The sequence below is a fragment of the Mesobacillus selenatarsenatis SF-1 genome (assembly GCF_000813125.1).
In the GTDB taxonomy this organism is placed as follows: Bacteria; Bacillota; Bacilli; order Bacillales; family Cytobacillaceae; genus Mesobacillus; species Mesobacillus selenatarsenatis.
Map to the genome: position 1 here is coordinate 64,584 of NZ_BASE01000071.1, position 25,427 is coordinate 90,010.

At 44.1% G+C, this 25,427-nt stretch carries 22 protein-coding genes and 2 pseudogenes; 3 read left to right on the forward strand and 21 right to left on the reverse strand.

Annotation, left to right across the window (positions count from 1 at the left end; translation table 11 throughout):
* Positions 1-24 precede the first annotated feature (24 nt).
* The 9 genes and pseudogenes from TY49_RS14505 to TY49_RS14545 all read right to left on the reverse strand — a co-directional run bounded on the left by TY49_RS14505 (position 25) and on the right by TY49_RS14545 (position 7,570).
* On the reverse strand, positions 25-1,542 hold the full coding sequence (locus TY49_RS14505) for an aldehyde dehydrogenase family protein (protein ID WP_041966622.1): 1,518 nt from the start codon (positions 1,540-1,542) through the stop codon (positions 25-27).
* Between the two features lie 37 nt (positions 1,543-1,579).
* A complete protein-coding gene (locus tag TY49_RS14510) occupies positions 1,580-2,353 on the reverse strand; it encodes an enoyl-CoA hydratase-related protein (protein WP_041966623.1) in 774 nt (257 codons plus the stop codon).
* A 14-nt stretch (positions 2,354-2,367) separates the two neighbouring features.
* Entirely contained in the window at positions 2,368-3,147 is a 780-nt protein-coding gene (locus tag TY49_RS14515; protein WP_041966624.1) for an enoyl-CoA hydratase-related protein, read from the reverse strand.
* A complete protein-coding gene (locus TY49_RS14520) occupies positions 3,140-3,448 on the reverse strand; it encodes an EthD family reductase (RefSeq protein WP_041966625.1) in 309 nt (102 codons plus the stop codon). Before TY49_RS14520 ends, TY49_RS14515 begins: the two co-directional genes overlap by 8 nt.
* Positions 3,449-3,563: 115 nt before the next feature.
* Positions 3,564-4,046: a 1,2-phenylacetyl-CoA epoxidase subunit PaaD gene (gene paaD, locus TY49_RS14525; RefSeq protein ID WP_041966626.1), complete on the reverse strand. Its 483-nt coding sequence runs from the start codon at positions 4,044-4,046 to the stop codon at positions 3,564-3,566.
* Positions 4,047-4,052: 6 nt separating this feature from the next.
* A pseudogene (paaC, locus tag TY49_RS14530) lies at positions 4,053-4,872 on the reverse strand (1,2-phenylacetyl-CoA epoxidase subunit PaaC).
* A complete protein-coding gene (gene paaB, locus TY49_RS14535) occupies positions 4,869-5,216 on the reverse strand; it encodes a 1,2-phenylacetyl-CoA epoxidase subunit PaaB (RefSeq protein WP_041966627.1) in 348 nt (115 codons plus the stop codon). The pseudogene paaC and the gene paaB overlap by 4 nt, the downstream one beginning before the upstream one ends.
* 50 nt (positions 5,217-5,266) lie before the next feature.
* Entirely contained in the window at positions 5,267-6,226 is a 960-nt protein-coding gene (paaA, locus tag TY49_RS14540; protein ID WP_041966628.1) for a 1,2-phenylacetyl-CoA epoxidase subunit PaaA, read from the reverse strand.
* Positions 6,227-6,245: 19 nt separating this feature from the next.
* Positions 6,246-7,570: pseudogene (locus tag TY49_RS14545) on the reverse strand (phenylacetate--CoA ligase family protein).
* Between the two features lie 158 nt (positions 7,571-7,728).
* Between TY49_RS14545 and TY49_RS14550 the strand changes: the two are divergent.
* Positions 7,729-7,989 carry a hypothetical protein gene (locus TY49_RS14550; protein WP_041966629.1) on the forward strand — a complete coding sequence of 87 codons (261 nt, stop codon included), beginning with the start codon at positions 7,729-7,731 and terminating at the stop codon, positions 7,987-7,989.
* A 136-nt stretch (positions 7,990-8,125) separates the two neighbouring features.
* On the opposite strand, the gene glnA is transcribed toward TY49_RS14550, so the two are convergent.
* The 4 genes from glnA to hflX all read right to left on the reverse strand — a co-directional run bounded on the left by glnA (position 8,126) and on the right by hflX (position 12,809).
* Positions 8,126-9,466, reverse strand: a complete 1,341-nt coding sequence (glnA, locus tag TY49_RS14555; protein ID WP_041966630.1) for a type I glutamate--ammonia ligase — start codon at positions 9,464-9,466, stop codon at positions 8,126-8,128.
* A 45-nt stretch (positions 9,467-9,511) separates the two neighbouring features.
* A complete protein-coding gene (locus TY49_RS14560) occupies positions 9,512-9,916 on the reverse strand; it encodes a MerR family transcriptional regulator (protein WP_041966631.1) in 405 nt (134 codons plus the stop codon).
* Positions 9,917-10,061: 145 nt separating this feature from the next.
* On the reverse strand, positions 10,062-11,333 hold the full coding sequence (locus tag TY49_RS14565; RefSeq protein ID WP_041966632.1) for a methionine gamma-lyase family protein: 1,272 nt from the start codon (positions 11,331-11,333) through the stop codon (positions 10,062-10,064).
* Between the two features lie 219 nt (positions 11,334-11,552).
* Positions 11,553-12,809: a GTPase HflX gene (hflX, locus tag TY49_RS14570; RefSeq protein ID WP_041966633.1), complete on the reverse strand. Its 1,257-nt coding sequence runs from the start codon at positions 12,807-12,809 to the stop codon at positions 11,553-11,555.
* A 181-nt stretch (positions 12,810-12,990) separates the two neighbouring features.
* On the opposite strand from hflX, the gene TY49_RS14575 reads away from it, so the two are divergent.
* Positions 12,991-13,596, forward strand: coding sequence for a trimeric intracellular cation channel family protein (locus TY49_RS14575; RefSeq protein WP_041966634.1), 606 nt, complete (start codon positions 12,991-12,993; stop codon positions 13,594-13,596).
* A gap of 131 nt (positions 13,597-13,727) precedes the next feature.
* Here TY49_RS14575 and TY49_RS14580 read toward each other — a convergent pair whose 3' ends face one another.
* From TY49_RS14580 to miaA, 5 genes are all read right to left on the reverse strand, one after another.
* A complete protein-coding gene (locus TY49_RS14580) occupies positions 13,728-14,747 on the reverse strand; it encodes an STAS domain-containing protein (RefSeq protein ID WP_041966635.1) in 1,020 nt (339 codons plus the stop codon).
* A 355-nt stretch (positions 14,748-15,102) separates the two neighbouring features.
* Positions 15,103-15,333: a glutaredoxin family protein gene (locus TY49_RS14585; protein ID WP_041966636.1), complete on the reverse strand. Its 231-nt coding sequence runs from the start codon at positions 15,331-15,333 to the stop codon at positions 15,103-15,105.
* A gap of 84 nt (positions 15,334-15,417) precedes the next feature.
* On the reverse strand, positions 15,418-16,374 hold the full coding sequence (gene spoVK, locus TY49_RS14590; RefSeq protein WP_041966637.1) for a stage V sporulation protein K: 957 nt from the start codon (positions 16,372-16,374) through the stop codon (positions 15,418-15,420).
* A 662-nt stretch (positions 16,375-17,036) separates the two neighbouring features.
* Complete coding sequence (gene hfq / locus TY49_RS14595) at positions 17,037-17,267, reverse strand: RNA chaperone Hfq (RefSeq protein ID WP_041966638.1); 231 nt, start codon at positions 17,265-17,267, stop codon at positions 17,037-17,039.
* A gap of 29 nt (positions 17,268-17,296) precedes the next feature.
* Positions 17,297-18,250: a tRNA (adenosine(37)-N6)-dimethylallyltransferase MiaA gene (gene miaA / locus TY49_RS14600; protein WP_041966639.1), complete on the reverse strand. Its 954-nt coding sequence runs from the start codon at positions 18,248-18,250 to the stop codon at positions 17,297-17,299.
* A 278-nt stretch (positions 18,251-18,528) separates the two neighbouring features.
* On the opposite strand from miaA, the gene mreBH reads away from it, so the two are divergent.
* Positions 18,529-19,536 (forward strand): rod-share determining protein MreBH, encoded by a 1,008-nt coding sequence (gene mreBH, locus TY49_RS14605; protein WP_041966640.1) that lies wholly within the window; start codon positions 18,529-18,531, stop codon positions 19,534-19,536.
* 99 nt (positions 19,537-19,635) lie between these two features.
* Here mreBH and TY49_RS14610 read toward each other — a convergent pair whose 3' ends face one another.
* From TY49_RS14610 to mutS, 3 genes are all read right to left on the reverse strand, one after another.
* Positions 19,636-20,082, reverse strand: coding sequence for a hypothetical protein (locus TY49_RS14610; protein WP_041966641.1), 447 nt, complete (start codon positions 20,080-20,082; stop codon positions 19,636-19,638).
* A gap of 348 nt (positions 20,083-20,430) precedes the next feature.
* Positions 20,431-22,362: a DNA mismatch repair endonuclease MutL gene (mutL, locus tag TY49_RS14615; protein WP_041966642.1), complete on the reverse strand. Its 1,932-nt coding sequence runs from the start codon at positions 22,360-22,362 to the stop codon at positions 20,431-20,433.
* A 258-nt stretch (positions 22,363-22,620) separates the two neighbouring features.
* The gene (mutS, locus tag TY49_RS14620; RefSeq protein WP_041966643.1) at positions 22,621-25,281 is read right to left on the reverse strand and encodes a DNA mismatch repair protein MutS; all 2,661 of its coding nucleotides are present in this window, start codon (positions 25,279-25,281) and stop codon (positions 22,621-22,623) included.
* Between the last annotated feature and the right edge of the window lie 146 nt (positions 25,282-25,427).

The following is a 25,427-nucleotide window of genomic DNA, read 5'->3' on the forward strand; positions in this document are numbered from 1 at the left end:
AATCGAGGAGTGCTCGCCTCTTTTTTATACGTTAAACGGGTTAAGCGGGCGGCTGCCGTAATAAGAGACGATACTCTTAGTTTCTGTATATAAATCTAGTGTTTCGATGCTGAGCTCACGGCCGAATCCTGATTGCTTATAACCCCCGAATGGTGTGCCAGGGAAAGCCGAGAATGGACAGTTGATCATGACGATTCCTGCTTGGATCAACTTAGAAACTCTGGTAGCACGACCGTAGTCCTTCGTCCAGATGGCAGATCCCAGTCCATATTCACTATCATTTGCTAGTTTGACAGCTTCTTTTTCATCCTTGAACTTCATGACGACAACAACCGGTCCGAAGATTTCTTCTTTAACAGCCTTCATGCTGTGGTCTGTATCAGCGATGATGGTCGGCTCATACCAGTAGCCATTTTCATAGCCTTCCAGATTGGCGGCCTTTCCGCCTGTTAAAACTTGTGCTCCATCAGCAACCGCTGATTTCACATATCCATCGATGACATCCATTTGGTCCTGGCTAATGACAGCGCCGACATGAGTATCCTTTTCAAAAGGATTTCCAAGCTTAAGCTGCTTTGTTTTTGCCACGAATTTCTCCATGAACTCATCATATACATCCTCATGGACATACAAACGAGAACGTGCTTCGCAAGATTGACCTGTATTGTAGAAGATCCCGAATAGAGAGCCCGCTACTGCAGCATCAACATCTGCATCTTCGAAAACGATGCTCGGTGACTTTCCGCCAAGCTCAAGTGTCACACGCTTTAGAGTCTGGGAAGCTCTTGCCATGATATCCTTGCCGATCGGAGTTGAGCCTGTGAACGCAACTTTGTCGACTTTATCGTGCTCGACTAGATAGTTCCCTACTACTGAACCAGAACCCGGAATAACGTTCACAACACCTTCTGGTACACCGGCTTCGATACAGATTTCACCGAGCAGGATTGCCGATAATGGTGTCAGTGATGCTGGTTTGACGACAACCGAGCAACCTACTGCAATCGCAGGGGCGATTTTCCATGCCGCCATCATCATCGGATAGTTCCAAGGAATGATCTGGGCACAAACGCCGACCGGCTCTTTTTCAGTGATATTCTGGAATGCACCAGGCATGCTGTTCACAGCTCCGCGGTGGCTGACAATCGCACCTGCGTAAAATTCGAAATCCTCGATCGCCTGCATCACCTGTCCCTGTGCAGCAGCAAGGGATTTTCCTGTATCAAGAATCTCCAACTCTACCAGTTCATTGAAACGTGAGCGCATGATTGAAGCGATCTTATTCAGTGTGCGTGAGCGCTTGTTCACAGGGAAATGACGCCACTTACCAAAATCGAACGCATTTCTTGCCGCCTGTACCGCAAGCTCTGCGTCTTCTTTTGAGGCCTTCGCCACAGTTGCAACTTCCTCGCCTGTCGCTGGATTGTAGACTTTGTACGTTTCACCATTGACACTGTCCTGGCGAACTCCATTGATGATTAGCTGATATGTCTCGCGTTTTACTGCCATTGCTTCGAATTTTTGTTCTTTAACTGTTGTCACGCGTAACATCTCCTTTTAGTAGATTGATTGATCGAATTTAGTCACCCTTGAAAACCGGTTTTCTTTTTTCCATGAACGCTTGGACGCCTTCCTTATGGTCGGCAGTCTGCCCGGCAATTCGCTGGCTCTGGGCATCCCTCTCGAGATAGTCTTCGAGATTTGAATGCCAGCTGGCTTTCAGGTTCCTTTTAATCAGGCCGATTGCCTTCGTTGGCATATTGGCAAGTTTTTCTGCAAATGCAGCGACATTGTCGTTCCAGTTGTCCAAAGAGTAGACTTCCGTGACCAGACCAAAATCCTTTGCCTTATCTGCCGGTATTTTTTCTCCGAACACAGCAAGCTCCATCGCTTTCGCGTGGCCAATAAGTCGAGGAAGATAATACAGATTGCCGGCATCCGGCACAAGGCCGACATGGATAAACGCTTCTACAAAACTTGCTTTTTCCGATGCGATCCTGAAATCACAGGCAAGCGCAAGGCTCATTCCAGCTCCTGCCGCGACTCCATTTACTGCAGCAATCACTGGCTTTTCACAACGTTCAAGTTCCAGCAGCATCGGATTATAGCGTTTACGAAGTACCTCGCCATGATCCATTTCATCCGTAACCCCTGCCAAATCCTCTCCTGAACAAAATGCCCGGCCTGCACCAGTGATGACCAGGGCTCTTACCTCTTTGTCACGGGAAGCAGACTTGATTGCACTCTGGATATCCTTATTCAACTGCTCTGTGAAGGCATTCAATTTATCAGGACGGTTCAGGGTAATGTAGGCTACCTGATTCCGCACTTCATATAAAACGGTTTCAAACACAGCTATGTACCCCCTTATTTCCCTTTAAAATCCGGCTTCCGTTTTTCCTTGAAAGCCCTCATGCCTTCCTTCTGATCTTCTGTCGCAAAAAGCATGTAGAAGTTTTTGCGCTCGTATTGCATTCCTTCATATAAAGGATAATCAACCGCTTTCAAAATGGATTCCTTGATCAGCCTTACTGCGATTGGAGCCTGATTCGCGATTGTGTCCGCAAATTTCAGCGTCTCCTCCATCAGAACTTCTTCAGCAAAAGTCGAATTGATGATTCCATGGTGCAAGGCATCTTTTGCAGAAATCCGTTTGCCGCTAAGAATCCACTCCATCGCCTTTGTTTTGCCGACGAGCTTTGTCAGCCTTTGCGTACCTCCTGCTCCCGGCATGACACCTAGATTGACTTCCGGGAACCCGAACTCCGCATTTTCGGCAGCGAACAGCATATCGCAGCAAAGTGCCAATTCAAAGGCACCGCCAAGAGCGAACCCGTGTACAGCCCCGATGACCGGTTTTTTAATCCAGGCAAGTCGGTCCCAGTCAGTGAACTGGTTCAACGTTTCCATTGAGACCGCGTCAGCATCCATCATTTCATCGATATCGGCGCCTGCAGCAAATGCCCGGCCCTTACCTGCGAGGATAATCACCTTAATATCAGCATTTTCATCGTATGCTTCCATAGCCGAAAGCACCTCAGAAACCATTTGCCTGTTCAGGGCATTCAGGACCTTCGGGCGATTCAGCTCGATTAATCCGACTTGGCCTTTTACAGACGTTTCTATCATTTCATAATTTTTATTCATTCACTTCTTCACCGATCATCATCGTGACCAGATCACCCGCAAAGCTCATAACATCCTTTCCAGAAGCTTTGCCTTCAGCAGATTTCATGCCGGCTTTTAATGCTTCATGGTCGTCATAGTACATTTCGCACATTAAATAATATTTGCCTTCTCCACCCATTGGGCTGCCGACGATGCGTGTCACTTCCATTTTGCGAAGACCAGGAATTTTTGCTGTCAACGGAGCGTGCGTTTCAAAATAATGCTTGTCAAATGCCTCTTTGTCCTGTGGATGCTTGTAGATCGCGATTAGTTTTACCATTAAAAATCTCTCCCTTTTCTTCTAAAGTTTTATAGACCAAATAGAATATATGCTTTTCTTCTTGAAGCTATTAATCAATTGATATGACAACAGGGAATCTTTTTCGATTTTGTTCTCACATCAAAGTTGATACTGGTTTCATTGCCTCGAATGGATTTTTGCACGACTTGCAGTATAAAATGCTGCGGCAAGCAGTTGGACCAAAGAGGTTTTCCATCGTCGTATAGGTAGATCCGCAGTAAGGGCAATCAGCCTGCCACTCACCCGTTTCTGTAATATGTCTTGGCGGCGGAGCGATGCCGAATTCCTTCAGCTTTTCCCTGCCCAAATCACTTACCCGATCTGAAGTCCAGGGCGGGTGGAAAATGAATTTCACGTCCACTTTCTCAACTTCATCAATGGATGAAACTGCTTTGACGACATTATTTTTGATGATATCTAGCGCTGGGCAGCCCATGAAGGTCGGCAACAACTTTATCAAGACTCCATCATGAATGATTTCGAGTTCTTCGAGCATCCCTAATTCAATAATCGATACACTGTCGATCTCAGGGTCTTTGACGCTTTGCAACGCTTCGATGATTTTCTCTCTCAGCATCAGGCATCACCAGCTCGCTGCCGGATCAAAGTTGTAGACTTCGCCTAATGTATCGAGAGCAGTCTGCAGATCAGAAGTATGCTCGCCGTTTCTTCCATTTCCGCTCTTTGTCCCGAAATTCTTCGGCATCTTAAGGTCCAGGGATTCAAAAACAGGTATCATCATTTGCATCCATCTCGTTTTCAAATCATCCTCTGAATCTATCAAATTGTGCCTCGTGAACTCATCGCCCTGTGCCCCCATGGAGAACAAGCCTTCAAGTTCATCAAAAGCCTTCTCCATCGCCGCTTCCATCCTGGTTCTCGCTTCTCCACCTGCACTCACAAGCTGAGAGAACCACGTCTTCCAGTGCAACAGATGGTAGTAAAGTTCCATATTGATCTTTACCGCTGCTTCCGCCAATGGCTGGTATGATGAATTCTTCAGGGACTCCATTTTCACTTTTTTTGGCCTGGGCGTAAAAATAGTTTCTCACAACCGCGAATGCCCAGTCATAATGCGGTTCTGTCAAATACGTACCCGGACCGTTTACTTGTTCTAGTAAAATCGCATTCTTCCGTTCTGCAGCTGGCCTTGCATGTGCGAGTTGGTCTGGATCACCGGCTCCCAGGTCGCTTAGAAGCTGATAGAACATCGCCGCGTGACCCATTGTATCCTGGCTGATTGAGGAAAAAGCGACATCCTCTTCAATATGAGGAGCGAGTCCTAGCCACTCGGAACCACGGTAGGCGATCATGAAATCATCATCCGCAAGCTGGAACAGGAGTCCAACTGCAGCGTCGCGAAGGGCTTCATTTTTCAACGCATCTTCAAGTTCATATTTCATTTCTCCTGCTTCCCTCCCCATGACAAAATCTCTTTTTCATCAAGCATTTCCTGCTCATAGTGGCGCCATTTCTTTTTCAAATAGCCATAGCCTTTTGTATTGCGGTAATCTTTGTTATCGAGCCTTTGCAATGTTTGGCGCTCTTCAAGCGACATCTTTCTGACATCGTCCCGCTTGACGACCCAAATATCAGCAACCGGTTCCCGCCGCATGAAATTTTCCTGTGCCAGTACAAGGGCCATCTCGTGGTTCGGTGCCAGCAATGAGAACTGGTACTGCATAGGTGATGTGGCAGTCCGCTTGCTGAACACTTCAAATTCCTGATAAAATCCATTCCCAGACATGAATTTTCGCTCCTTTCCTGTGGTATTCCGGGACAGCTGTCCCCTGTTGCTTATGCTTTAACACTCAATGCATCGATGACCCACTTGTTGTTACTGTAGGAAATCTCCCTCAGCCTTAAACGATCCTTTGATTTCGGGCCATTGTTCTTGATGATTTGCTTGAACTTGCTCCAATCTGGCTGCTTGTATTGCCACATGCCTGACTCCTGGTCGAAATGCATTGTTTCATCCGGCAGCTTCAGACCTAGCGACAGGACCCTCGGAATGTATTTTGTGAAAAAATCCTGGCGGAGCTCCTCGTTCGTTTTCGTCCTGATTCTGTATTTGATGGTTGTGTCTTGTTTCGAAGTTCCAGTCGTAGACGCATCTGCAGGACCGAAAAACATAAGAAGCGCTTCCCACCAGCGGTCTAACGAATCCTGGATCATCGCTTTCTGCTCGTCTGTTCCTTCTGCAAGCGCCATGATGATCGCCTCGCCATGCTGGGCGTGGAAAACCTCCTCGGCACAGATACGCTTCAACGCTCTTGCGTATGGACCATAAGAAGCATCCAGCATATTCGTCTGGGATATGATTGCTGCACCATCAACAAGCCAGCCGATCAATCCAGCATCTCCCCATGTTTTTGCTTCCATATGGAAAACATTGTGGAATTTCAAGTCGCCGGATAGTAAATCCTGAATGATGTTCTCGCGTGATTTTCCGAGCGGCTTCATCAAATCCTCGGCCACCCTTAAAAGCAGTTGTCCGTGTCCCATCTCATCCTGCACCTTCGCCATGATTCCCAGCTTTCTTTTTAAAGAAGGAGCTTTTGGCACCCATTCCTTTTCAGGGAGCGCGCCCATGATCTCACTGATGCCGTGCATTGAAATAAGCTTGATCAGTGTCATTCGATAGTCACCCGGCATCCAGTCTTCTGCCTCGATTTTATCGCCAGCTTCGATTCGCTTCATGAAGTGCTCGTATTTAGCTTCTTCGGTCAGCTGGTCGAAGAAAATTGTGTTTTCCATGCTGCCTACCTCCTTAGATTTAAGTTCCAATCGGTTCTTTTGTTTTATCAACAATCCTTACTGCCTTGCCTTCAGAACGAGGGATTGTTTTTGGCGATGCACACGCACCTCCATTGAAATCAGGCACTGGCTCTTAAGTAATGACTGAATCCTTTGTTCCAATTGATAGACCGAATCCGAAATCGGATCAGCCCCGATCATCGTGAAGTATTCTTCGTTCATCTCAACATGCAGCTCAAGGACCTTCAACGTGCGTTTCTGTAAAATTTGAATCTGGTAATGCGGGGCAAGCTCAGGTACTGCCAGCAGACAATGTTCAATCTGTGACGGAAACACATTGACTCCATTGATAATCAACATGTCATCAATTCGCCCTTTGACTCGTGACATTCTAACTGTCGTCCGACCGCAGCTGCATTTTTCCTTTGTCAAGGAAGCGATATCCCCAGTCCGGTAACGAATGACCGGAAAGGCTTCCTTAGTTAGACTGGTAAAAACCAGTTCTCCTTCTTCCCCATCAGGGACAGGTTTCAAAGTATCAGGGTCAATGACTTCAACGTAAAAATGATCCTCGGCCACATGGAGCCCTGCCTGTGCCTCATGGCACTCACTTGCGACCCCAGGCCCGATCACTTCGCTCAGCCCATAAATATCGCATGCCTTGATTCCGAGCTTTTCTTCGAGCGTCTTTCTCATTTCTTCGGACCAAGGCTCAGCCCCGAAAATACCGTACTTCAATGAAGTATTGCGAGGATCCTTGCCCATTTCCTCCATTGTTTCAGCGATATTCAAAATGTAAGAAGGAGTCCCGCAAATGACTTGCGGTTTAAAATCTTCAATTAACATGATTTGTCTCTGGGTGTTCCCTCCAGAAACCGGTACTGTGACCATCCCTAGCTGTTCGCTTCCGTAATGCAAGCCCAACCCACCTGTGAAAAGTCCGTAGCCATAGGCATTGTGGAGGAAATTGCCTGGTTCTCCACCGCCAAGAGCAATCGCCCTGGCGACAATCTCTCCCCACATTTCAATATCCTTTTGTGTATAGCCAACGACCGTCGGCTTGCCGCTCGTTCCCGATGAGGCGTGTACCCTGACTAATTCACTTTGCGGTACAGCGAACAACCCGAATGGATAGTGATTCCGCAGGTCCTGTTTCTCTGTACAAGGAAGCGCTTCCAAATCTTCAAGACTAGTTAGCATTTCAGGAGAAAAATTGGCGCTCTCAAATTTCTTCTTGTAAAATGGCACCCTTTGAGCGACCTTCTCAACTACTGTCTTGAGTCTTTGAAGTTGAATTTTTTCTATGGACTCACGACTACTTGTTTCGATTTCATGTAAAATCAAGATTTCGCCCCCTGTATTACATAAAATTTTATTTATATAACGTTATATTACCGTAACACAATAAATGTGTTATATATTTTAAAACAAAGATAACGTGTATATAGGAAAAAGTCAATTATTTTTCTGAAAATTTTAATATTTAGTGGTGATTTCTTTGGTTGCAGTTGGTAAAAGTAGTGATTGTTGTCGTTTTCGTAGTGATTATTGGTAAATTCGGAGTGATTGCGGTTGTTTTCGTAGTGATTATTGGCAAATTCGGAGTGATTACCGGAAAAACCGGAGTGATTTCCGTTGTTTCTGGATTGTTTAACGGAGAAATCATAGTGAGTGCTGTTGTTTGGGGATTCTTTACCGGAGAAATCGGAGTTATTGCGAAGGTATCCATAGTGTTTTTAAAAAAAAAGCGGCGTGATTGTTGATAAAATCCAAGTGATTCTATTTATAAGCTTCGAGCTGACCATTGATAACAGCTTGTTTGTGCCAATATCTCTGTAGACTTTCTTTTTTATCTAAAAAAATGACCTCCTGACAGTGTCAAGAGGCCAATTTGTTCTATTAATACATGCTCATGTACTGCTCGCGTTCCCATGGGTGGACTTGAGTACGGAACATATCCCATTCAATCTCTTTTGCTTCGATGAAGTGTTCGAGGATATGGTCGCCAAGTGCTGCGCTGATTACTTCGTTCTTTTTAAGCTGGTCAAGAGCTGCTGCCAATGTTGGTGGCAGATCATCGATTCCTTCTTCAACACGCTCTTCCTTGTTCATCACGTAGATGTTGCGGTCTACTGATGCTGGAGGAGTCATTTTGTTCTTGATTCCGTCAAGACCTGCTGCAAGCAATACTGCCATTGCAAGGTATGGGTTTGCTGCAGGGTCAACGCTACGAACTTCAACACGTGTGCTCAAGCCGCGTGAAGCAGGGATACGGATCAATGGTGAACGGTTCTTTGCAGACCATGCAACGTAGCAAGGCGCTTCATAGCCAGGTACTAGACGCTTATAAGAGTTTACAGTTGGGTTGGTTACAGCTGTAAATCCTGATGCGTGCTTAAGCGTTCCAGCGATGAACTGGTATGCAGTTTCGCTTAGCTCAAGTTTCTTATCTGATGGATCATAGAATGAGTTCTCGCCATTGCGGAACAATGACATGTTGCAGTGCATTCCGGATCCGTTCACTCCGAACAATGGTTTTGGCATGAAGGTTGCGTGCAGACCGTGTTTACGGGCAATTGTTTTAACAACAAGCTTGAAAGTCTGGATCTGGTCACAAGCTGTCAAAGCATCTGCATATTTGAAGTCGATTTCGTGCTGTCCAGGAGCAACCTCGTGGTGGGATGCTTCAATTTCGAAGCCCATTTCTTCAAGTTCAAGCACGATATCGCGGCGGCAGTTTTCACCAAGGTCTGTTGGCGCAAGGTCGAAATAACCACCGTTGTCATTCAATTCAAGTGTTGGCTCACCGTTCACATCGAGCTTGAACAGGAAGAATTCCGGTTCTGGTCCAAGGTTGAAGTTAGTGAAGCCTAGCTCTTCCATTTCCTTCAGGACACGCTTCAGGTTACCGCGTGGGTCACCAGCAAATGGTGTGCCATCAGCATTTTTAATATCACAGATCAAACGTGCAACCTTACCTTTTTCAGCTGTCCAAGGGAAGATTACCCATGTATCCAAATCAGGGATCAGGTACATATCAGATTCTTCGATACGAACGAAGCCTTCGATTGAAGAACCGTCGAACATCATTTTATTATCAAGAGCTTTTTCAAGCTGGCTGATTGGAATTTCCACATTCTTAATCGTTCCTAAAATGTCAGTGAACTGCAAACGAATGAATTTTACATTTTCTTCTTTTGATAATCTTATAATGTCTTCTCTTGTGAACGTCTTAGCCATTGTTAAAGTTCCTCCTAGAATTTTAATGATAGATAATTTGGATTACTAATGAAAAAATTTCGACATGTCTCCGTGATTGCCAGATCGGTTAAAGCGTCCTGCCTGCTGTAATTCCTTGCGAAGCAATTTCCGCAAATCTGCATCAGATAACTCACGTCTCGTTTTTTCAGCTTGTTTTTTCTCAGCAGCACTAATGGCTGTCTGTTGTTTAACATTAAAAATTTGCTTGATGCCTGCCATGTTGACTCCCTGGTCAATCAAGTCTTTGATCTCGAGGAGCTTGTCAATATCGTTTAAGGAAAAGAGTCGTTTATTGCCCTCTGTTCTTGCCGGAGAAATCAATTCATGCTCTTCATAGTATCGAATTTGCCTTGCGGTTAAATCTGTTAGCTGCATGACAATCCCGATGCTAAAGAGCGGCATATTCCGGCGAATTTCACTTCCGCCCATTTTGATTTCTCCTCCTTCCCTATTAAGATAATCTCATTATATTCAATGTTAGGTATTCTGTCAAACATATGTAAGATAATCTGACATGAAAAATCATAAAAAAAAGAACAGGACTTATTTAGCAAGCGTCCTGTTGTATATTTACCTATTTTATAAGAATTAAACCTTTTTCGATTAAAGAATCGATTGCAATACAAACGGCCATCTTCACGTGGGAATAGGTTAAGCCACCCTGAACATACGCGACATAAGGCGGTCTGATCGGTCCATCAGCAGTTAATTCAATGCTCGCTCCCTGGATGAATGTACCAGCAGCCATAATCACATCATCCTCATATCCGGGCATATAAGCAGGATGTGCCGTTACATGGGAATTGATTGGGGATGCATACTGAATCGCCTGGCAAAAAGCCACCATCTTATCCCGGTCGTCGAATTGGACGGCCTGGATTAGATCAGTCCGTTCCGCATTCCATTTAGGCGATGACTTCATCCCTAAACGGTCCAGCATTGCGGCTGTGAAAACAGCACCCTTCAAGGCCTGTGCAACAATATGCGGTGCCATGAAGAATCCCTGGTACATTTCCTGCAATGAATATAATGAAGCGCCGGCCTCTGCCCCGATTCCTGGGGATGTCATCCGGTAGGAACATGACTCTACATATTGTTCCTTACCTACGATGTACCCGCCTGTTTTGGCAATACCGCCGCCAGGATTTTTAATCAATGAGCCAGCCATCAAATCAGCGCCGACATGGCAAGGTTCAAGTTCCTCGACAAACTCACCATAACAGTTATCAACAAACACAACGACGTCTGGTTTGATCTCCTTAACAAATTTGATCATTTCGCCAATTTGCTCAACAGTGAAAGATGGCCTTGTCGCATAACCTTTTGAGCGCTGGATTCCGATCATTTTTGTTTCAGGCTTGATTGCTTTTTCGACGGCACTCCAATCGATTTCTCCTTTTTCCGTAAGATCGACAGTATTATAAGAGATTCCAAATTCCTTTAATGAGCCGTTTCCGGTACCTCGTATCCCGACAATCTCTTCTAGCGTGTCATATGGTTTTCCAGTAATGTATAAAAGCTCATCGCCAGGTCGAAGAATCCCAAATAGTGAGATGGAAATCGCATGAGTTCCCGAGATGATTTGCGGGCGAACCAGCCCGGCTTCAGCTCCAAACACCTCCGCGTAGATTTTCTCAAGTGTTTCCCTTCCAGCATCGTCATAACCATAACCGGTGGTCGGGATAAAATGAGAATCACTCACCCGATGTTTCTGGAAACTCTGCAATACTCTGAACTGGTTTGAATCAATCCGTTCATCGATTTTCTTGTGCACAGGTGCAATTTGCTGCTCAATTTCGCTGACAAGCGGCTGCAGCATCTGCCCGTTTTTTAATTGTGTAAACATGTTGCTCTCCTATCTGTATAAAAGGCTGTTTTCGTAAAGATTGTTTTTAAAATCCTAAGGCCGATTTTAACTTGATAAAAAGCCATTTTGTAGTTCGGTATTAAGTGTGCAAGCTCTTTTCTCATAATAGATTTTTTTGTGAAGAAGCATAATTCATTCAATCCTATTTTGTAGTCAATAGCAACAAAGTTTGAGAAAAGAGCGTTATGAAAAATCAATTTAAATCGAAAATCGTTTCAGCTGGCCGGTAATTTGATGGTCTACCAAAGAGAACCCTCTACAGACATAGCCTTGCTTTTCTTCATCAAAAGCAAGTTCCCTAAGGATGGTCTCATTTTTCAGTTGTGCCAGCAGTTTCCCCTCATCGGACGGCACAAGGACATGAAATGGCTCCATCATACCAATGATTGACTGTTCGATTTTTAAAAGGAGGTTTCTGCGGTCTTCCTCACTGAACGCGCTTATAAAGGCCGTTTCATTTTTGGCATTTGGCACAAAATCCTGGTGTGCGATATCCCGTTTGTTATAAACAGTAATTTGCGGGATGTGGTGAACTTCCAGGTCCTCCAGCAATTTATTGACAGTCTGTTCATGTGAAAAATAATCTTCACTCGACATGTCCACTACATGCAGAAGCAAATCCGCCTCCCGGACTTCCTCCAGTGTCGAACGGAAAGCAGCGATCAATGTTGTCGGCAAGTCCTGGATGAATCCGACCGTATCTGTCAGGAGAGCCGTAAAGCCGCTAGGTAAAATCGCTTTCCTAGTCATTGGATCAAGCGTAGCGAATAATTGATTTTCTTCAAATGACTCTGCTTCCGTCAACCGGTTAAACAGCGTCGACTTTCCTGCGTTTGTGTATCCGACTAGCGCAATCTGGAACGTCTTATTCTTCTTCCGGCGTTCCCGGTAGCGGTCACGGTGCTGAACGATTACTGACAATTGAGTTTTAATATCGTCAATTCGTTTCCGGATATGACGGCGGTCTGACTCCAGCTTTGTTTCACCAGGCCCTCTTGTTCCGATTCCGGCACCAAGACGAGACATCTCAATCCCTTTTCCGCCAAGTCGAGGCAGCAGGTACTGCAGCTGAGCAAGCTCAACCTGGAGCTTCCCTTCTTTGGACCGAGCCCTTTGAGCGAAAATATCGAGAATCAGCTGTGTACGATCAATAACCCTCGCCTTTAAACCAGCAGAAAGATTGCGGTTTTGGCTTGGCGACAGTTCATCATTGAAGATAATTAAGTCCGGCTCGAGTTCCTCCTCTAGTGCTTGAAGCTCTTCCACCTTTCCTTTGCCAATGTATGTAGCAGGATGAACCTTTGGCCGCTTTTGGACAACTTGCATCAGGACATTTCCCTTCGCTGTTTCCGTAAGTGATTCAAGCTCCTCCATCGAATATTGAAAACGAAGATCTTCTTCAGTCGTCTGACAGCCAACAAGAATCACTTTTTCAAATACGTTTTCCTGTTCCAAATAACACCCTTCTTTCCATATATATAGCTAAAGACATCATACCAAAATAAAGCCGCAAACAAAAATTCTGAAAGTCGATGGAAAAATGGTTGTAAATTAAAATAAACATGATAAAATCAATATGTTTTCATTTAACTATTTTAGTATTCAGGCATCATTTTAACAAGAGGAGAAAAACATGATGACATGGGAAGTACTCAGCATGATTGGAACAGTAGCATTCGCGATCAGCGGTGCGTTTATTGCAATGGAAGAGGAATATGATATCTTCGGAGTTTATATATTAGGAATCGTTACAGCATTTGGCGGTGGGGCAATCCGTAACCTGCTAATCGGCGTACCAGTCTCAGCATTATGGGAACAGGGCACATTCTTTAATCTGGCCTTGATGTCAATCACCATCGTTTTCTTATTTCCTGGAAATCTATTAAAACACTGGCAGCGATGGGGCAACTTTTTCGATGCCATCGGGCTTGCTGCCTTCGCGATCCAGGGAGCAATTTACGCCTCAAATATGGGCCATCCATTAAGCGCCGTCATTGTTGCAGCTGTGTTAACCGGAAGCGGCGGCGGAATAATCCGCGACCTGCTCGCTGGCAGAAAGCCACTAGTATTGAAGGCAGAAATCTATGCAGTGTGGGCTATTCTTGCCGGACTTGTCATCGGCCTTGGAATGGCTAATCAAGCTGTCGAACTCTATGGACTATTTGCGGTTATCACAGCACTCCGCGTACTCTCTTATACCTACAAATGGCATCTGCCAGTCCGTAAACTTGGAGTACATTAGAAAGGCTCAAGCGCCTTGGTCAGTCCCGACAAGCGCTGGAGCTAGACAATTCTCGAAGCAAAAATTTATACTACTTATCTGGTAAAAAAAACAGAGCTGATTCATCATGAATCAGCTCTGTTTTTTTATGATTATATAATTTTTCTCCCCATCTGCCCGATTGCATAATGGATTCCATGCTGCAGTGTCTGGAAGCAATCGAATTTCGACAGGTTAATCTTAGATTGGGTGATTTCAATCCCAAGAGTGGATGAAATCCCAACCAGTATTGTTTTCGTGCCGATTAGCCTTGCTGCTGATCCGATTTTCTCGATCAAACTGACCGCATGTGGTCCGATTTCCTGGTCCATGCCTGTCAAATCCAAAACGAGATAGCTGGCTTTATAGGACGGCAGTCGGTTCAGCGTGTTTACAATCAGCTGATCTGCCCTGTCTTCCTCATATTTCCCAATCAGGGGAACGACGACGACTCCTTCAAGTACCGGGATGATTGGGGAGGAAAGCTTATTGACCAGCTCCTTTAATTCAGCTGTTTTTTCTTCAACAAGGCCTTCGAGTTTCCTGATTTGTACCGACTCCTTCTTTCGTGCCAGCTGGTGGATATTATCGGAAATTGTTACATCAGAAGGGAAGTACTCAATCACACTGTGTTCATGCCCTTCCAACTGATGCTGCTTAATTTTATACCAAATATTTGTCCCGAACAGTCCCGAAAAAACTCCAGCGTAATGCGCGGGCAGGAAACTTCCTCCCTTTGTCTTCCCCTGGGCAACATTTACTTTATGCTCCCAGCTGTCTTTCATAAATGCGGTAAATGTTTTCGTTTCAAAGTCCAGATCCTTTATAATCGTCAACCCCCAGCCGGCGGTTGCATATGTATTTGTAATCATGTCAGCAGCTTCAGATACGTTGACTTCTTTCATTTTCTCAAAATATTGTCCGACTACGAGTCCCTGGCGAAATCCAGTCGATTCAAATACAAGGTTTGAAGCCTCTTCTCCTGAAATCTCTTCAATCGTATCGAAAAACGTCTTCATTGCCGAAGAGATCCAAAAAAGCACTGCATCCTGTCCCTCGAACGTGAACTTTCCGGATTTTACATCCCAGCCGAAATCATAACCTGCAATATCGTAATTGTACTCATACCCCATTAATAATTAGCTCCTTTTTTATCTATATAAATCGTTAAGCTCCCTATTTATAATAATGATTAGTTTTGCCAAAAAATCTTTAAGGAAACCCCAATGTTTTACCACTTATTGATACTCCTCAAACCTAAACCCCTAAAAAAACATAGAAGGTAAAAACTCCACACCACCACTAGACTATTGTGATTACCAGCCTCAGTATGTTAAATCGTGGTTAAGAGGCACATCAATAATGGATGAGTTTTGGTAAGCCAATCCCGATGGATCTTCGTCCAAAAAACGGATGGTTAATATGAAGGGATTTATATTTTACACGGAAAATAAATAAGGATTCCAGCATTACTGGAATCCTCTGGAACTATTTTAAGAATGACATAACTGAATTAGGATCGAAGCCTAATACCCAGTTTCCGTTTACGTTTGACTGAGGCACACCCATTTGGCCAGTTGCATTGACCAGCCTTTGTGCGGCGATTGGATCTTGCTGTACATTCACTTCTTTATATGCGATCCCTTTATCGTCGAGGAAGTTCTTCAGCATGGTGCAGTAAGGACAAGTATTTGTAGTGTAAACTGTAATATCGTTCATTCTAAATTCCCCCAGTAGCTAATTTGTATACCCTTATGGGTATACTATCAAAATCAAAAAATAATGTCAACAAAGCTGCTGACATTATTTCCCCTTATCATCTGAAAAAACGAGGTCATTGCTGCGGAGAGTCATAAGTTCATGTCGGTCGTATTGATTTTGCATTAACAGCCGCATTGCCTGTGCCCGGATGGATTTCTCAATCACGTTACGGACATAGCGCCCATTCGAAAATGCTGCGGCACCAAGTGTTGATTTAACATTCACAAGGTGCTCCCGCAACTTCCGTTCAGCCTCGTGGCTCAGACTATATTCTCTCTCCTTCAGCATTCGCTGGCCGATTTCCATAAGCTGGTCTATTGAATAATCGGGAAAATCAATGACGAGCGGAAACCTTGAATGAAGCCCTGGGTTCAGAGTCAGGAAAAATTCCATTTCTCTCGAATACCCCGCAAGGATCAAAATAAACTCATGCTGTTTATCCTCCATATGTTTAACCAGGGTATCAATCGCTTCCTTGCCGAAATCCTTTTCTCCACCACGGCCTAGGGAATAGGCTTCATCAATAAACAAGATGCCCCCCATTGCCTTTTTTATCAGATCTCGCGTTTTTTGCGCGGTATGCCCGATATATTCACCAACAAGGTCAGCTCTCTCCGCTTCGATTAAATGTCCCTTCGAAAGGACATTCATTTTGAGGAAGAGCTTCCCGATAATCCTGGCGACCGTTGTCTTCCCCGTTCCCGGATTGCCCTTGAACATCATATGCAAAGCCTGTTTTCCAGCCTTTAGCCCCATTTCTTCCCTTTTCTTATTCACATAGATCCAGGCATAAATCTCTTTGATCATCCTTTTCATTTCTTCCATGCCCACAAGCGCGCCGAGCTCTTCCTCAATTTCTTTTAAAGCTGCGTGCTCCTGCGGGATTGACTTTGGAACCAGCTGCGACTCAGGCAATTCCTTTGTCAACGTCTTCCTCTGCTGTGCGTTCAAAACAATGCTGATTTGACCGTTGTTTTTCTTTCGTAGGTGTTGGTCCAAGGATTTCACCTCTCATTCTGGAAACAGTATACGCATCCTTGCTGTATTTGTGATATTCGCCTATAACACCATGCATGTTAAACACGAAGGACTTAAAGTTAAACAGGAATCCTCCCCGCAAAATTAAGACTCGCTAAAGTACGACAAACTACAGCAGCATTTATTTACTTTTGTCACAATATGCGCTTTCCCAAGAAATAAACTTCTATATTTATATGTATTCAAGGAAGTGGAAATTCATTTTTAAATTAAGGCTCTTTTCTCAAACTTTGTTGCTATTGACTACAAAATAGGATTGAATGACCTTGTTTCTTCAGAAAAATTAAAGCTTGTTATGAGAAAAGAGCCGGCACACTTAATACCGAACTACCAAAATGGTTTTTTATCACGTTAATATCGGTCTTAGGATTTTAACAACAATCGCTGCGAAAACAGCCTAAAATAAACAATTATCGCTTAAAAGTAAAAGAACAATGGTTTGAAATTGTCCCCTTATCATGTTGGTATTACTTCTTAAGGGTGCATTTAACTTCGAAACAGACCCTTCTGCGGTTGGTTTTACACTCATAAAGGTAAATTCCCATTCCAACAATATGCTCCTAGAAAAATATTTATAAAAAGAAAAAACCCGCACTAGGCGGGTTTCCTTCGTCATTATTTAATTAAGCTTGCCCCTCGAAATCGATCTGGACATTCTTTTGCGGTGCGAATGTTGAGATCGCATGCTTGTAGACAAGCTGCTGTTTTCCTTCAGATTCGAAAAGCACGGTAAAGTTATCAAAACCTTTAATCTGGCCTCTCAATTGAAATCCGTTCAATAAGAAGACGGTCACATTGATATTGTCTTTGCGTAGCTGGTTTAAATACTGGTCCTGAATGTTCACTTGTTTCATGGGCGGATCCTCCTCTTTTATCTCTATTATTATGTATTCGCTTTTATCTCGAGCTTTCCTTCAATGAACTTGGAAATTTCGGCGAATTTTTTTTCAGCGTCTTTAGACTCTGACATATCAAACCATTCCACATTCATCTTGTTTCGAAACCATGTTAGCTGCCTTTTTGCATATCGGCGGGAATTTTGCTTTAAATTCTCGATTGCTTGCTCCAGAGAAATCTTGCCATCAAAGTAGTCGTAAAGCTCTTTGTATCCAATTGCCTGGATGGACTGGCAGTCTTTTAAGCCCTTTTCGTAAAAGTACTTAACCTCATCAAGGAGTCCCTGCTCCATCATTAGCTCGACACGGAAATTGATCCGGGTGTATAGCATCTCTCTATCCATTGTCAGGCCGATTAGTGCTGTATCATACAAAAGTTCGGGTGATTGGTTCTCCTGCAGTTCTCCCGCAGTTTTGCCCGTGCAGTGAATGATTTCCAGCGCCCTGATGACACGCCGAACATTGTTAGGGTGAATTCTTGAAGCACTTTCGGGATCAACCTCTTTTAATTTTCCATGTACAAATTCCTGGCCTTTTGTCTCTGCTTCTTCCTCCAGGCTGCATCTGAAGACTGGGTCAGAAGGAGCTTCAGTGAAATGATAATCAAAAATCACCGACTGGATGTATAATCCTGTACCGCCAACAATCATCGGCATCTTCCCACGGGAGCTTATTTCATTTATTTTCTTGCGTACAAGTCCCTGGAATTCTGCGGTTGAAAAGCTTTCATCAGGCTCTTTGATATCAATTAAATGGTGGGGGACTCCCTCCATCTCTTCCTGGGTGATTTTTGCGGTTCCAATATCCATCCCTTTGTAAATTTGCATCGAGTCACCACTGATGATTTCACCATTGAATTTTTTCGCAAGTTCAATGCTCAGCTTCGTTTTGCCAACTGCAGTCGGCCCAATTAACACAATCAATTTCTGTTTTTGTTCCAAAAAATTTCACACTGCCTTTTCATAGAGCGTGTCAGCAATTTTGCATCTGACATCATTAATTTATTTTACCATTAAATAGAAAGCAGTTGAACATCTATGCATTATACCCGAATTTTGCAGGTATTATTCTCTTATATCATCTTTTGAAAAAATTTTCCTTAACTTTTACAGTTAGATAACGATTCAGTAACAAACGCACTTTCACCCCCACATTCATGATAGTTTAATAGAAGTCTATGAGTGGTTTAATAATTTATATAGAACTGGGTGAAAACAAAATGTTATCAACTACAGAAATAGGAATTGATTTAGGAACAGCTAACACTCTTGTATATAGTAAAAATAAAGGAGTCGCTTTGAACGAGCCTTCCGTCGTGGCGATTGATACTGAGACAAAAAATGTCCTTGCTGTCGGCAAGGAAGCGAAGGAAATGATCGGGAAGACACCTGGAAAAATCGTGGCCATCCGCCCGTTGAAAGATGGAGTCATTGCTGATTTTGATGTGACAACAGAAATGCTGAAACAAATCATGAAAAAAGCATCCAAGAAGGGCGGTTTCTCACTCCGCAAGCCGGACGTCGTCGTCTGCACACCTTCTGGTTCAACAAGTGTTGAACGCCGTGCGATCCAGGATGCGGTAAGGAATGCAGGCGCAAAGAAGGTACATCTTATCGAGGAACCAGTTGCTGCAGCAATTGGCGCAGGATTGCCTGTTGATGAGCCTGTAGCAAACGTTGTCGTTGATATTGGCGGCGGCACAACTGAAGTCGCAATCATCTCATACGGCGGTGTCGTTGCTTGTCATTCTATCCGCATCGCTGGTGACAGATTGGACGAAGACATCGTCCAATACGTACGTAAAGAATACAATGTACTGATTGGTGAAAGAACGGCTGAAAGAATCAAAATGGAGATTGGGTACGCGCTTGTTGACCATGAAATGATGGAAATGGACATTCGCGGACGCGACCTTGTAACCGGCCTGCCAAAGACCGTTACCCTCAATTCATATGAAATCAGAGACACTCTCAAAGAATCCCTGCTTCATATCATGGAGGCTATCCGCGCTACTCTTGAAGATTGTCCTGCCGAACTAAGCGGTGATATTGTTGACCGCGGTGTGATCCTTTCCGGTGGCGGCGCGTTGCTGAACGGAATTCAGGATTGGCTCGGCAGTGAGATGGTTGTTCCTGTACACATCGCACCAAACCCGCTGGAATCCGTCGCAATAGGGACCGGTAAAGCGTTGCAGTATATCCATAAGCTTCAGCCAGCTGTGAGGTAAAACCAAAAGAAAGATTGCCAGTTTTTAATTGGCAATCTTTCTTTTTTAGATTCAGAATCTTGGGTACATTCGTGGATAGGATACCTTATCTGTCAAACTTCACTCTTTATACTGTTTCCTTAGCCTATTAAAATACAGGAATACTGGCAAAGGAATCACTATAAAGCCCAGACTCTTGATGATTTGATTAACCGCTCTGTCTTTTTGCCGAGCCTTTTCTTCTGTAACATACATGTCATAATTACTGCGAAGTTCTTCCTCAGTCATGTCTGTCTCGGAACCATCAATTTTTCCATTTAACGTCATCTGCTTATATTCTGTAAAACTTTGATAATAACCTGTTGGGCTGACTAGATCCGCTGTCGCCATGAAGATCGAAACCCCGCCGCCAATTACCATCATCAATGTAGCAAACAATACTAGATAAGTATATAAATGTCTGACCACTTTCTCTCCCCCTTGCTCTTTATTTTTCACTGCAAAAGCTACTATAAAAATCAGTACAACTACAGGTAGTATGGAAAATAATAATGAGAATACGAACAATATATCGCCCCCTTTGAATATTATAAGAGCCAATAACCCATTTAATGAATAGATCATTTGATGTTTAATAAATTTCCTATTAGTGTAATTTTACACTAAATTTATATGGAATAGAAGAATTTTCATCCAACTGCAGTGAATTTTTTCATTAAAAAAACAGTGCCCCCAATTGGGAACACTGTTTCTTCTCGTAGAATAAGAGAGTATAAATTTTTACTTCAAGAATTGTCTAGCTCCAGCGCCTAGCCCCTCGAGTCGCTTCCGTCCGCCCATTGAAGTCAAAAACGACTTCACTGGGCAGCCCTCCAGCGCTTGTCGGGGCTGACCAAGGCGCTTGCGCTTTTCTAATTACATTACCCGCTTGAACATTTTCTCCATTTCATAAGTGGAATAATGGACGATGATTGGCCGGCCATGCGGGCAGGTGAACGGGTCGGATGAACGCCGCAATTCATCGAGCAATGCCTGAATCTCATCGTTGCGCAGATGGTGATTAGCCTTGATCGATGCCTTGCAGCTCATCATGATTGCTGCTTCCTCTCTAAGCTTTTTAAGATTGACTTTCTTCATCAACAAGAGTTGTTCAATCATGTCTTCGATCAGATCTTTCTCCTCTCCGCGAGGGAACCACTGCGGGTGTGATCGAACGATGAAGCTGTTGTAGCCAAATGGCTCAAGGAAGACTCCTACTTTTTCGAGCTCATGCTGATGTTCATTTATTTTAATGCACTCATCCGCTGAATACTCAAGAGTGATTGGCACGAGCATTTCCTGCAGCTCAGTCACCACCTCGCCTACCTTGTCCCTGAAGTACTCATATTTGATTCTCTCCTGGGCCGCATGCTGGTCAATTATATATAAACCACGCTCATTCTGAGCCAGAATATAGGTTCCATGCATCTGCCCAATTGGATAAAGAGGAGGGACTCGTGAAGCCTGCACTTCTGCAAAGGGTTCTTGGGCTGCAGGAGAAGTGTCTGGCTCGAGGATTTTTTCTTCATCATAAACGAGTTCTTCATCAGCGACAGGCGCAGTGGCCTCGAAGGTCGGGTTTTCTTGAGCTACAAAGGCATTCCTCCAGTCAGGAGCTCCCTGCTGTGAAAGATTTGGTGGTTCGGCAGCTTTATAGTTCCTGCTTAGCTCAACAGCCTTCTCCTCTACAAATGGCCTGCGTTCAATTGTCGATTGCATAATAGAAGGTCTATCTTCTGCTTCCGGCAAATGGTCCAGCTCCATGAAGGTTTGCTCTGACTTCGGTTTTTCCTGTTTCTGAGTGACCATTCCAGCCGGAATTAATTCCTTCGTTTTAAAAGCATTCTTTATGACACTTGAGACTAGCTCATTCAACTCCTGCTCCTTGCTCAACCGAACCTCCATCTTTGACGGATGAACGTTCACATCAATTAAGAGTGGATCCATTTCAATATTCAAAAGAACAACTGGATACCTGCCGATAGGGAGTAATGTATGGTAGCCTTCCTGAATTGCTTTTACCAGGGCATAATTTTTGATAAAACGGCCATTAATCATGGTCGAAATATAGTTTCGGGATGCTCTTGTGATTTCTGGCATCGATATATAGCCGCTTATTTTATAATCCAATGATTCTCCAGAAATAGGAATCATTGATTTAACCATATTAATACCGTAAATGGCAGCCAGCACCTGTCGGACGTCTCCGTTTCCCGTCGTCTTTAAAAGCTGGCGGCCATTATGGACAAGTCTGAAAGAGATATCTGGATTTGCCAGCGCAAGGCGGTTTACGACATCAGTAATATTGCCAAGTTCGGTATGAATGGTCTTCATGTATTTAAGGCGTGCCGGAGTATTAAAAAACAGGTCTGAAATACTGATATCCGTTCCTTTACGGCTGTCGGCTTTCTCTATTGACTCGACCTTGCCGCCTTCGATGACCACTTTATTGCCTTCAATTCCAGTCGATGTTTTCATTTCAAGCCTTGAGACGGAGGCGATACTCGGCAGCGCCTCTCCCCTGAACCCGAGAGTCCTGATCCGGAACAGGTCATTTTCATTCTTGATTTTGCTCGTGGCATGACGCTGGAAGGCGACGAGAACGTCATCTTCCTCAATCCCGTCTCCATTGTCTGTGATCCTGACCCGGGCAAGACCAGCCTCTTCAAGATCGATTTCAATCACAGTACTATTAGCATCAATCGCGTTCTCTAGCAATTCTTTAACAACAGAGGCCGGCCGTTCTACTACCTCACCGGCAGCAATCTTATTTGATAAAGCATCATCTAGTTGAATAATCTTCGCCATTCCGTCACCTCCAGCTTTTATTTATTCGCATGTGGGGTTTTGCAATCTAATTCTTTCTATGAGCCCTTTTTCTCGATCTTTCTTCACTTCGGGCTTATAGAATTTTTCTATAAGACCTTTTTCTCGATTTTCTCACATTTCAGGCTTATAGAATCTTTCTATGGGCCCTTTTTCTCGATCTTCTTTCATTTCGGGTTTATAGAATTTTTCTATACGCCCTTTTCCCCAGTTCCTGACCCATTTAGGGTTTATAGAATCTTACTTCCGCAGCTTCTTTTGTAAATCGTAAAGCATGTTCATTGCCTGCAAAGGGGTCATATCAAGGATTTCAAGCCCGTTTAATTGATCTAGAACCTGCTTCTCCTTTTTGCTTGCACCACTTGCTTTCTTCTGTTCGGGTTCTTCATCAAAGAATGATAACTGAGACGCGGCTGCTGTTTCTGCTGCCTGAAGCATGCTTTGTTTGTCTTGCTCATTTTGCAATGTTTCCCTAACAGAGTCTAAGCTCTTTTGACTCTCAGACCCAAGCGGAACCGGTGTGTCTGTTTGCTCAAGTATGTGCAGGATTTCCGCAGCACGTTCTATCAGGTCTGCCGGCAATTCAGCGAGTTGTGCAACATGGATGCCGTAACTCTTGTCCGCTGCACCCTCCCTGATTTTATGAAGGAAAACCACTTTGCCGTTCTGTTCAACTGCGCTAACATGGACATTCTTTAATTTTTGCAGTTCATTCTCAAGTGAAGTCATTTCATGATAGTGCGTCGAAAACAGCGTCTTTGCGCTAATTTTATCATGGATATATTCAATCATTGCCTGGGCGAGTGCCATGCCATCATAAGTGGATGTGCCCCGGCCAATTTCATCAAAAAGAATCAAGCTATCCTTCGTAGCATTGGTAATTGCGTTCTTTGCCTCAAGCATCTCGACCATGAAGGTACTTTGTCCTGAAACAAGATCGTCTGCCGCACCAATCCTGGTGAAAACCTGGTCAAATATCGGCATTACAGCCTCGGTCGCCGGGACGAAACAGCCAATTTGTGCCATGATCGCTGTCAAGGCAACCTGGCGCATATATGTGCTTTTACCAGACATATTCGGTCCAGTAATCAGCAGGACTTCGCGTTCATTGTCCATGTAGCAATCGTTAGGCACATATTCCTGGGCATTCATTACTTTTTCGACAACTGGATGGCGCCCATCCTTTAGGACGACTTTCCTCTCAGCTGAGAACACCGGCTTTACATATTGTCGCTGTTCACTAAGCTCTGCAAACCCTAAAAGCACATCGAGTTCACTAAGAGCCCTGGCAAGTCCCTGCAATCTAGGAATATATTCTTTGATCGTCTCACGAATTCCGGTAAATAGCTGGTATTCAAGCTCGACGCTTTTTTCCTCGGCAGCCAGAATCAAGTCTTCCTTTTCTTTCAGCTCAGGAGTGATAAAGCGCTCCGCATTCGATAACGTCTGCTTTCGTTCATACTGGCCTTCCTGCAAAAGATGCAGGTTCGCTTTTGTTACTTCAATATAGTAGCCAAACACACGATTGTAGCCGACCTTCAATGATCTTATGCCAGTTTTCTCACGCTCGTCACGTTCAAGCATGGCAATCCAAGTCTTGCCGTTCCGGCTGGCATCGCGATACTGGTCAAGCTGATGATTGTAGCCATCACGGATGATGTTCCCTTCCTTGACAGAAAGCGGAGGGTTATCAACGATTGCCTGTTCCAGCAGATCAGCCGCCTCCTCGCAAGGATCGAGTCTGTCTGCCATGAGGGCAGCTTCCTCATGGGAAAGACTCTCCAAAATATGCTTTAGTGACGGTACTTGTAATAAAGATCTCTTTAGCTGCATAAGGTCTCTTGGATTTAAATTTCCAAAAGCAACTCTTCCAGCCAATCGTTCAAGATCGTATACCTCTCTCAACTTTTCCCGCAATTCCTGGCGTTCAAAAAACTGTCCGACAAAAAGCTGCACCAATTCCTGGCGGCGGCCGATTTCTGCTTTGTCAATCAGCGGCCTGTTGATCCATTGCTTCAGCATCCTGCCGCCCATTGCGGTCATCGTCTCATCAAGCAGCCATAAAAGTGTTCCCTTTTTCGCTGTAGACCGTATTGTCTCTGTCAGTTCAAGGTTGCGCTTTGAAAAATAATCAATTTTCATATATTGCTGAACCTTGTATACTGATACTTTTTGTAAGTGGTCCAGGCTGCGCTTCTGGGTTCGGTACAAGTAATTGAATAACCTGGAAGCTGTGTTTTTTAATTGTTCATTTTCCAGGTCAGCAAAAAGTTCTGAAAAGCTTTCATTGAGATCGGTGTTATCCTCAATTGAAAGCGCCAGGATAGAACGCTCCTTCAACTTCTTCTGGACTTCCGGCGAAAGTGAGCTTTCGATGACAACTTCCTTTGCTCCAGAGATCGATAATTCGTTAATAAGCTCTTCAACACTGCCGTTAACTATTGTCGCCCTGCTTTCCCCTGTCGACAGATCACTGCAGGCAAAGCCATATGTGTCTCCAGGAAAAACTGAAACGGTAGCGATAAAATTATTTTCTTTTTCTAAAAGACCTCGACCTTCCATTACTGTTCCAGGAGTGATTAGCTGGACAACTTCCCGCTTAACGACACCTTTGGCAGTCTTAGGATCTTCTGTCTGTTCGCAAATTGCGACTTTATAGCCTTTGTTAATCAGCTGTTCAATATAGTTAGGAGCTGAATGATAAGGAACACCGCACATCGGAATCCGTTCCTCACCGCCGCCCTCTCTGCTTGTCAGTGTTATTTCAAGTTCTTGGGATGCCTTTAACGCATCATCGAAGAACATTTCATAAAAATCTCCCAAACGGAAAAATAAAAAGGCATCCTGGTAATCCGCCTTCACTTGCAGGTATTGCTTGATCATAGGGGTATATGTAGCCATATTATCCTCCAAAATTCACTTTGCTTTATTGTTATGGTTGTGCAGAGATTCTGCCTCTCCCATTTGATTTTATCAATTTCGGGTAATGCCAGGTGACCTGCCTTTACCCTTTCCGCCATATTCTCTTATTTTCGGGCAATGCAGCA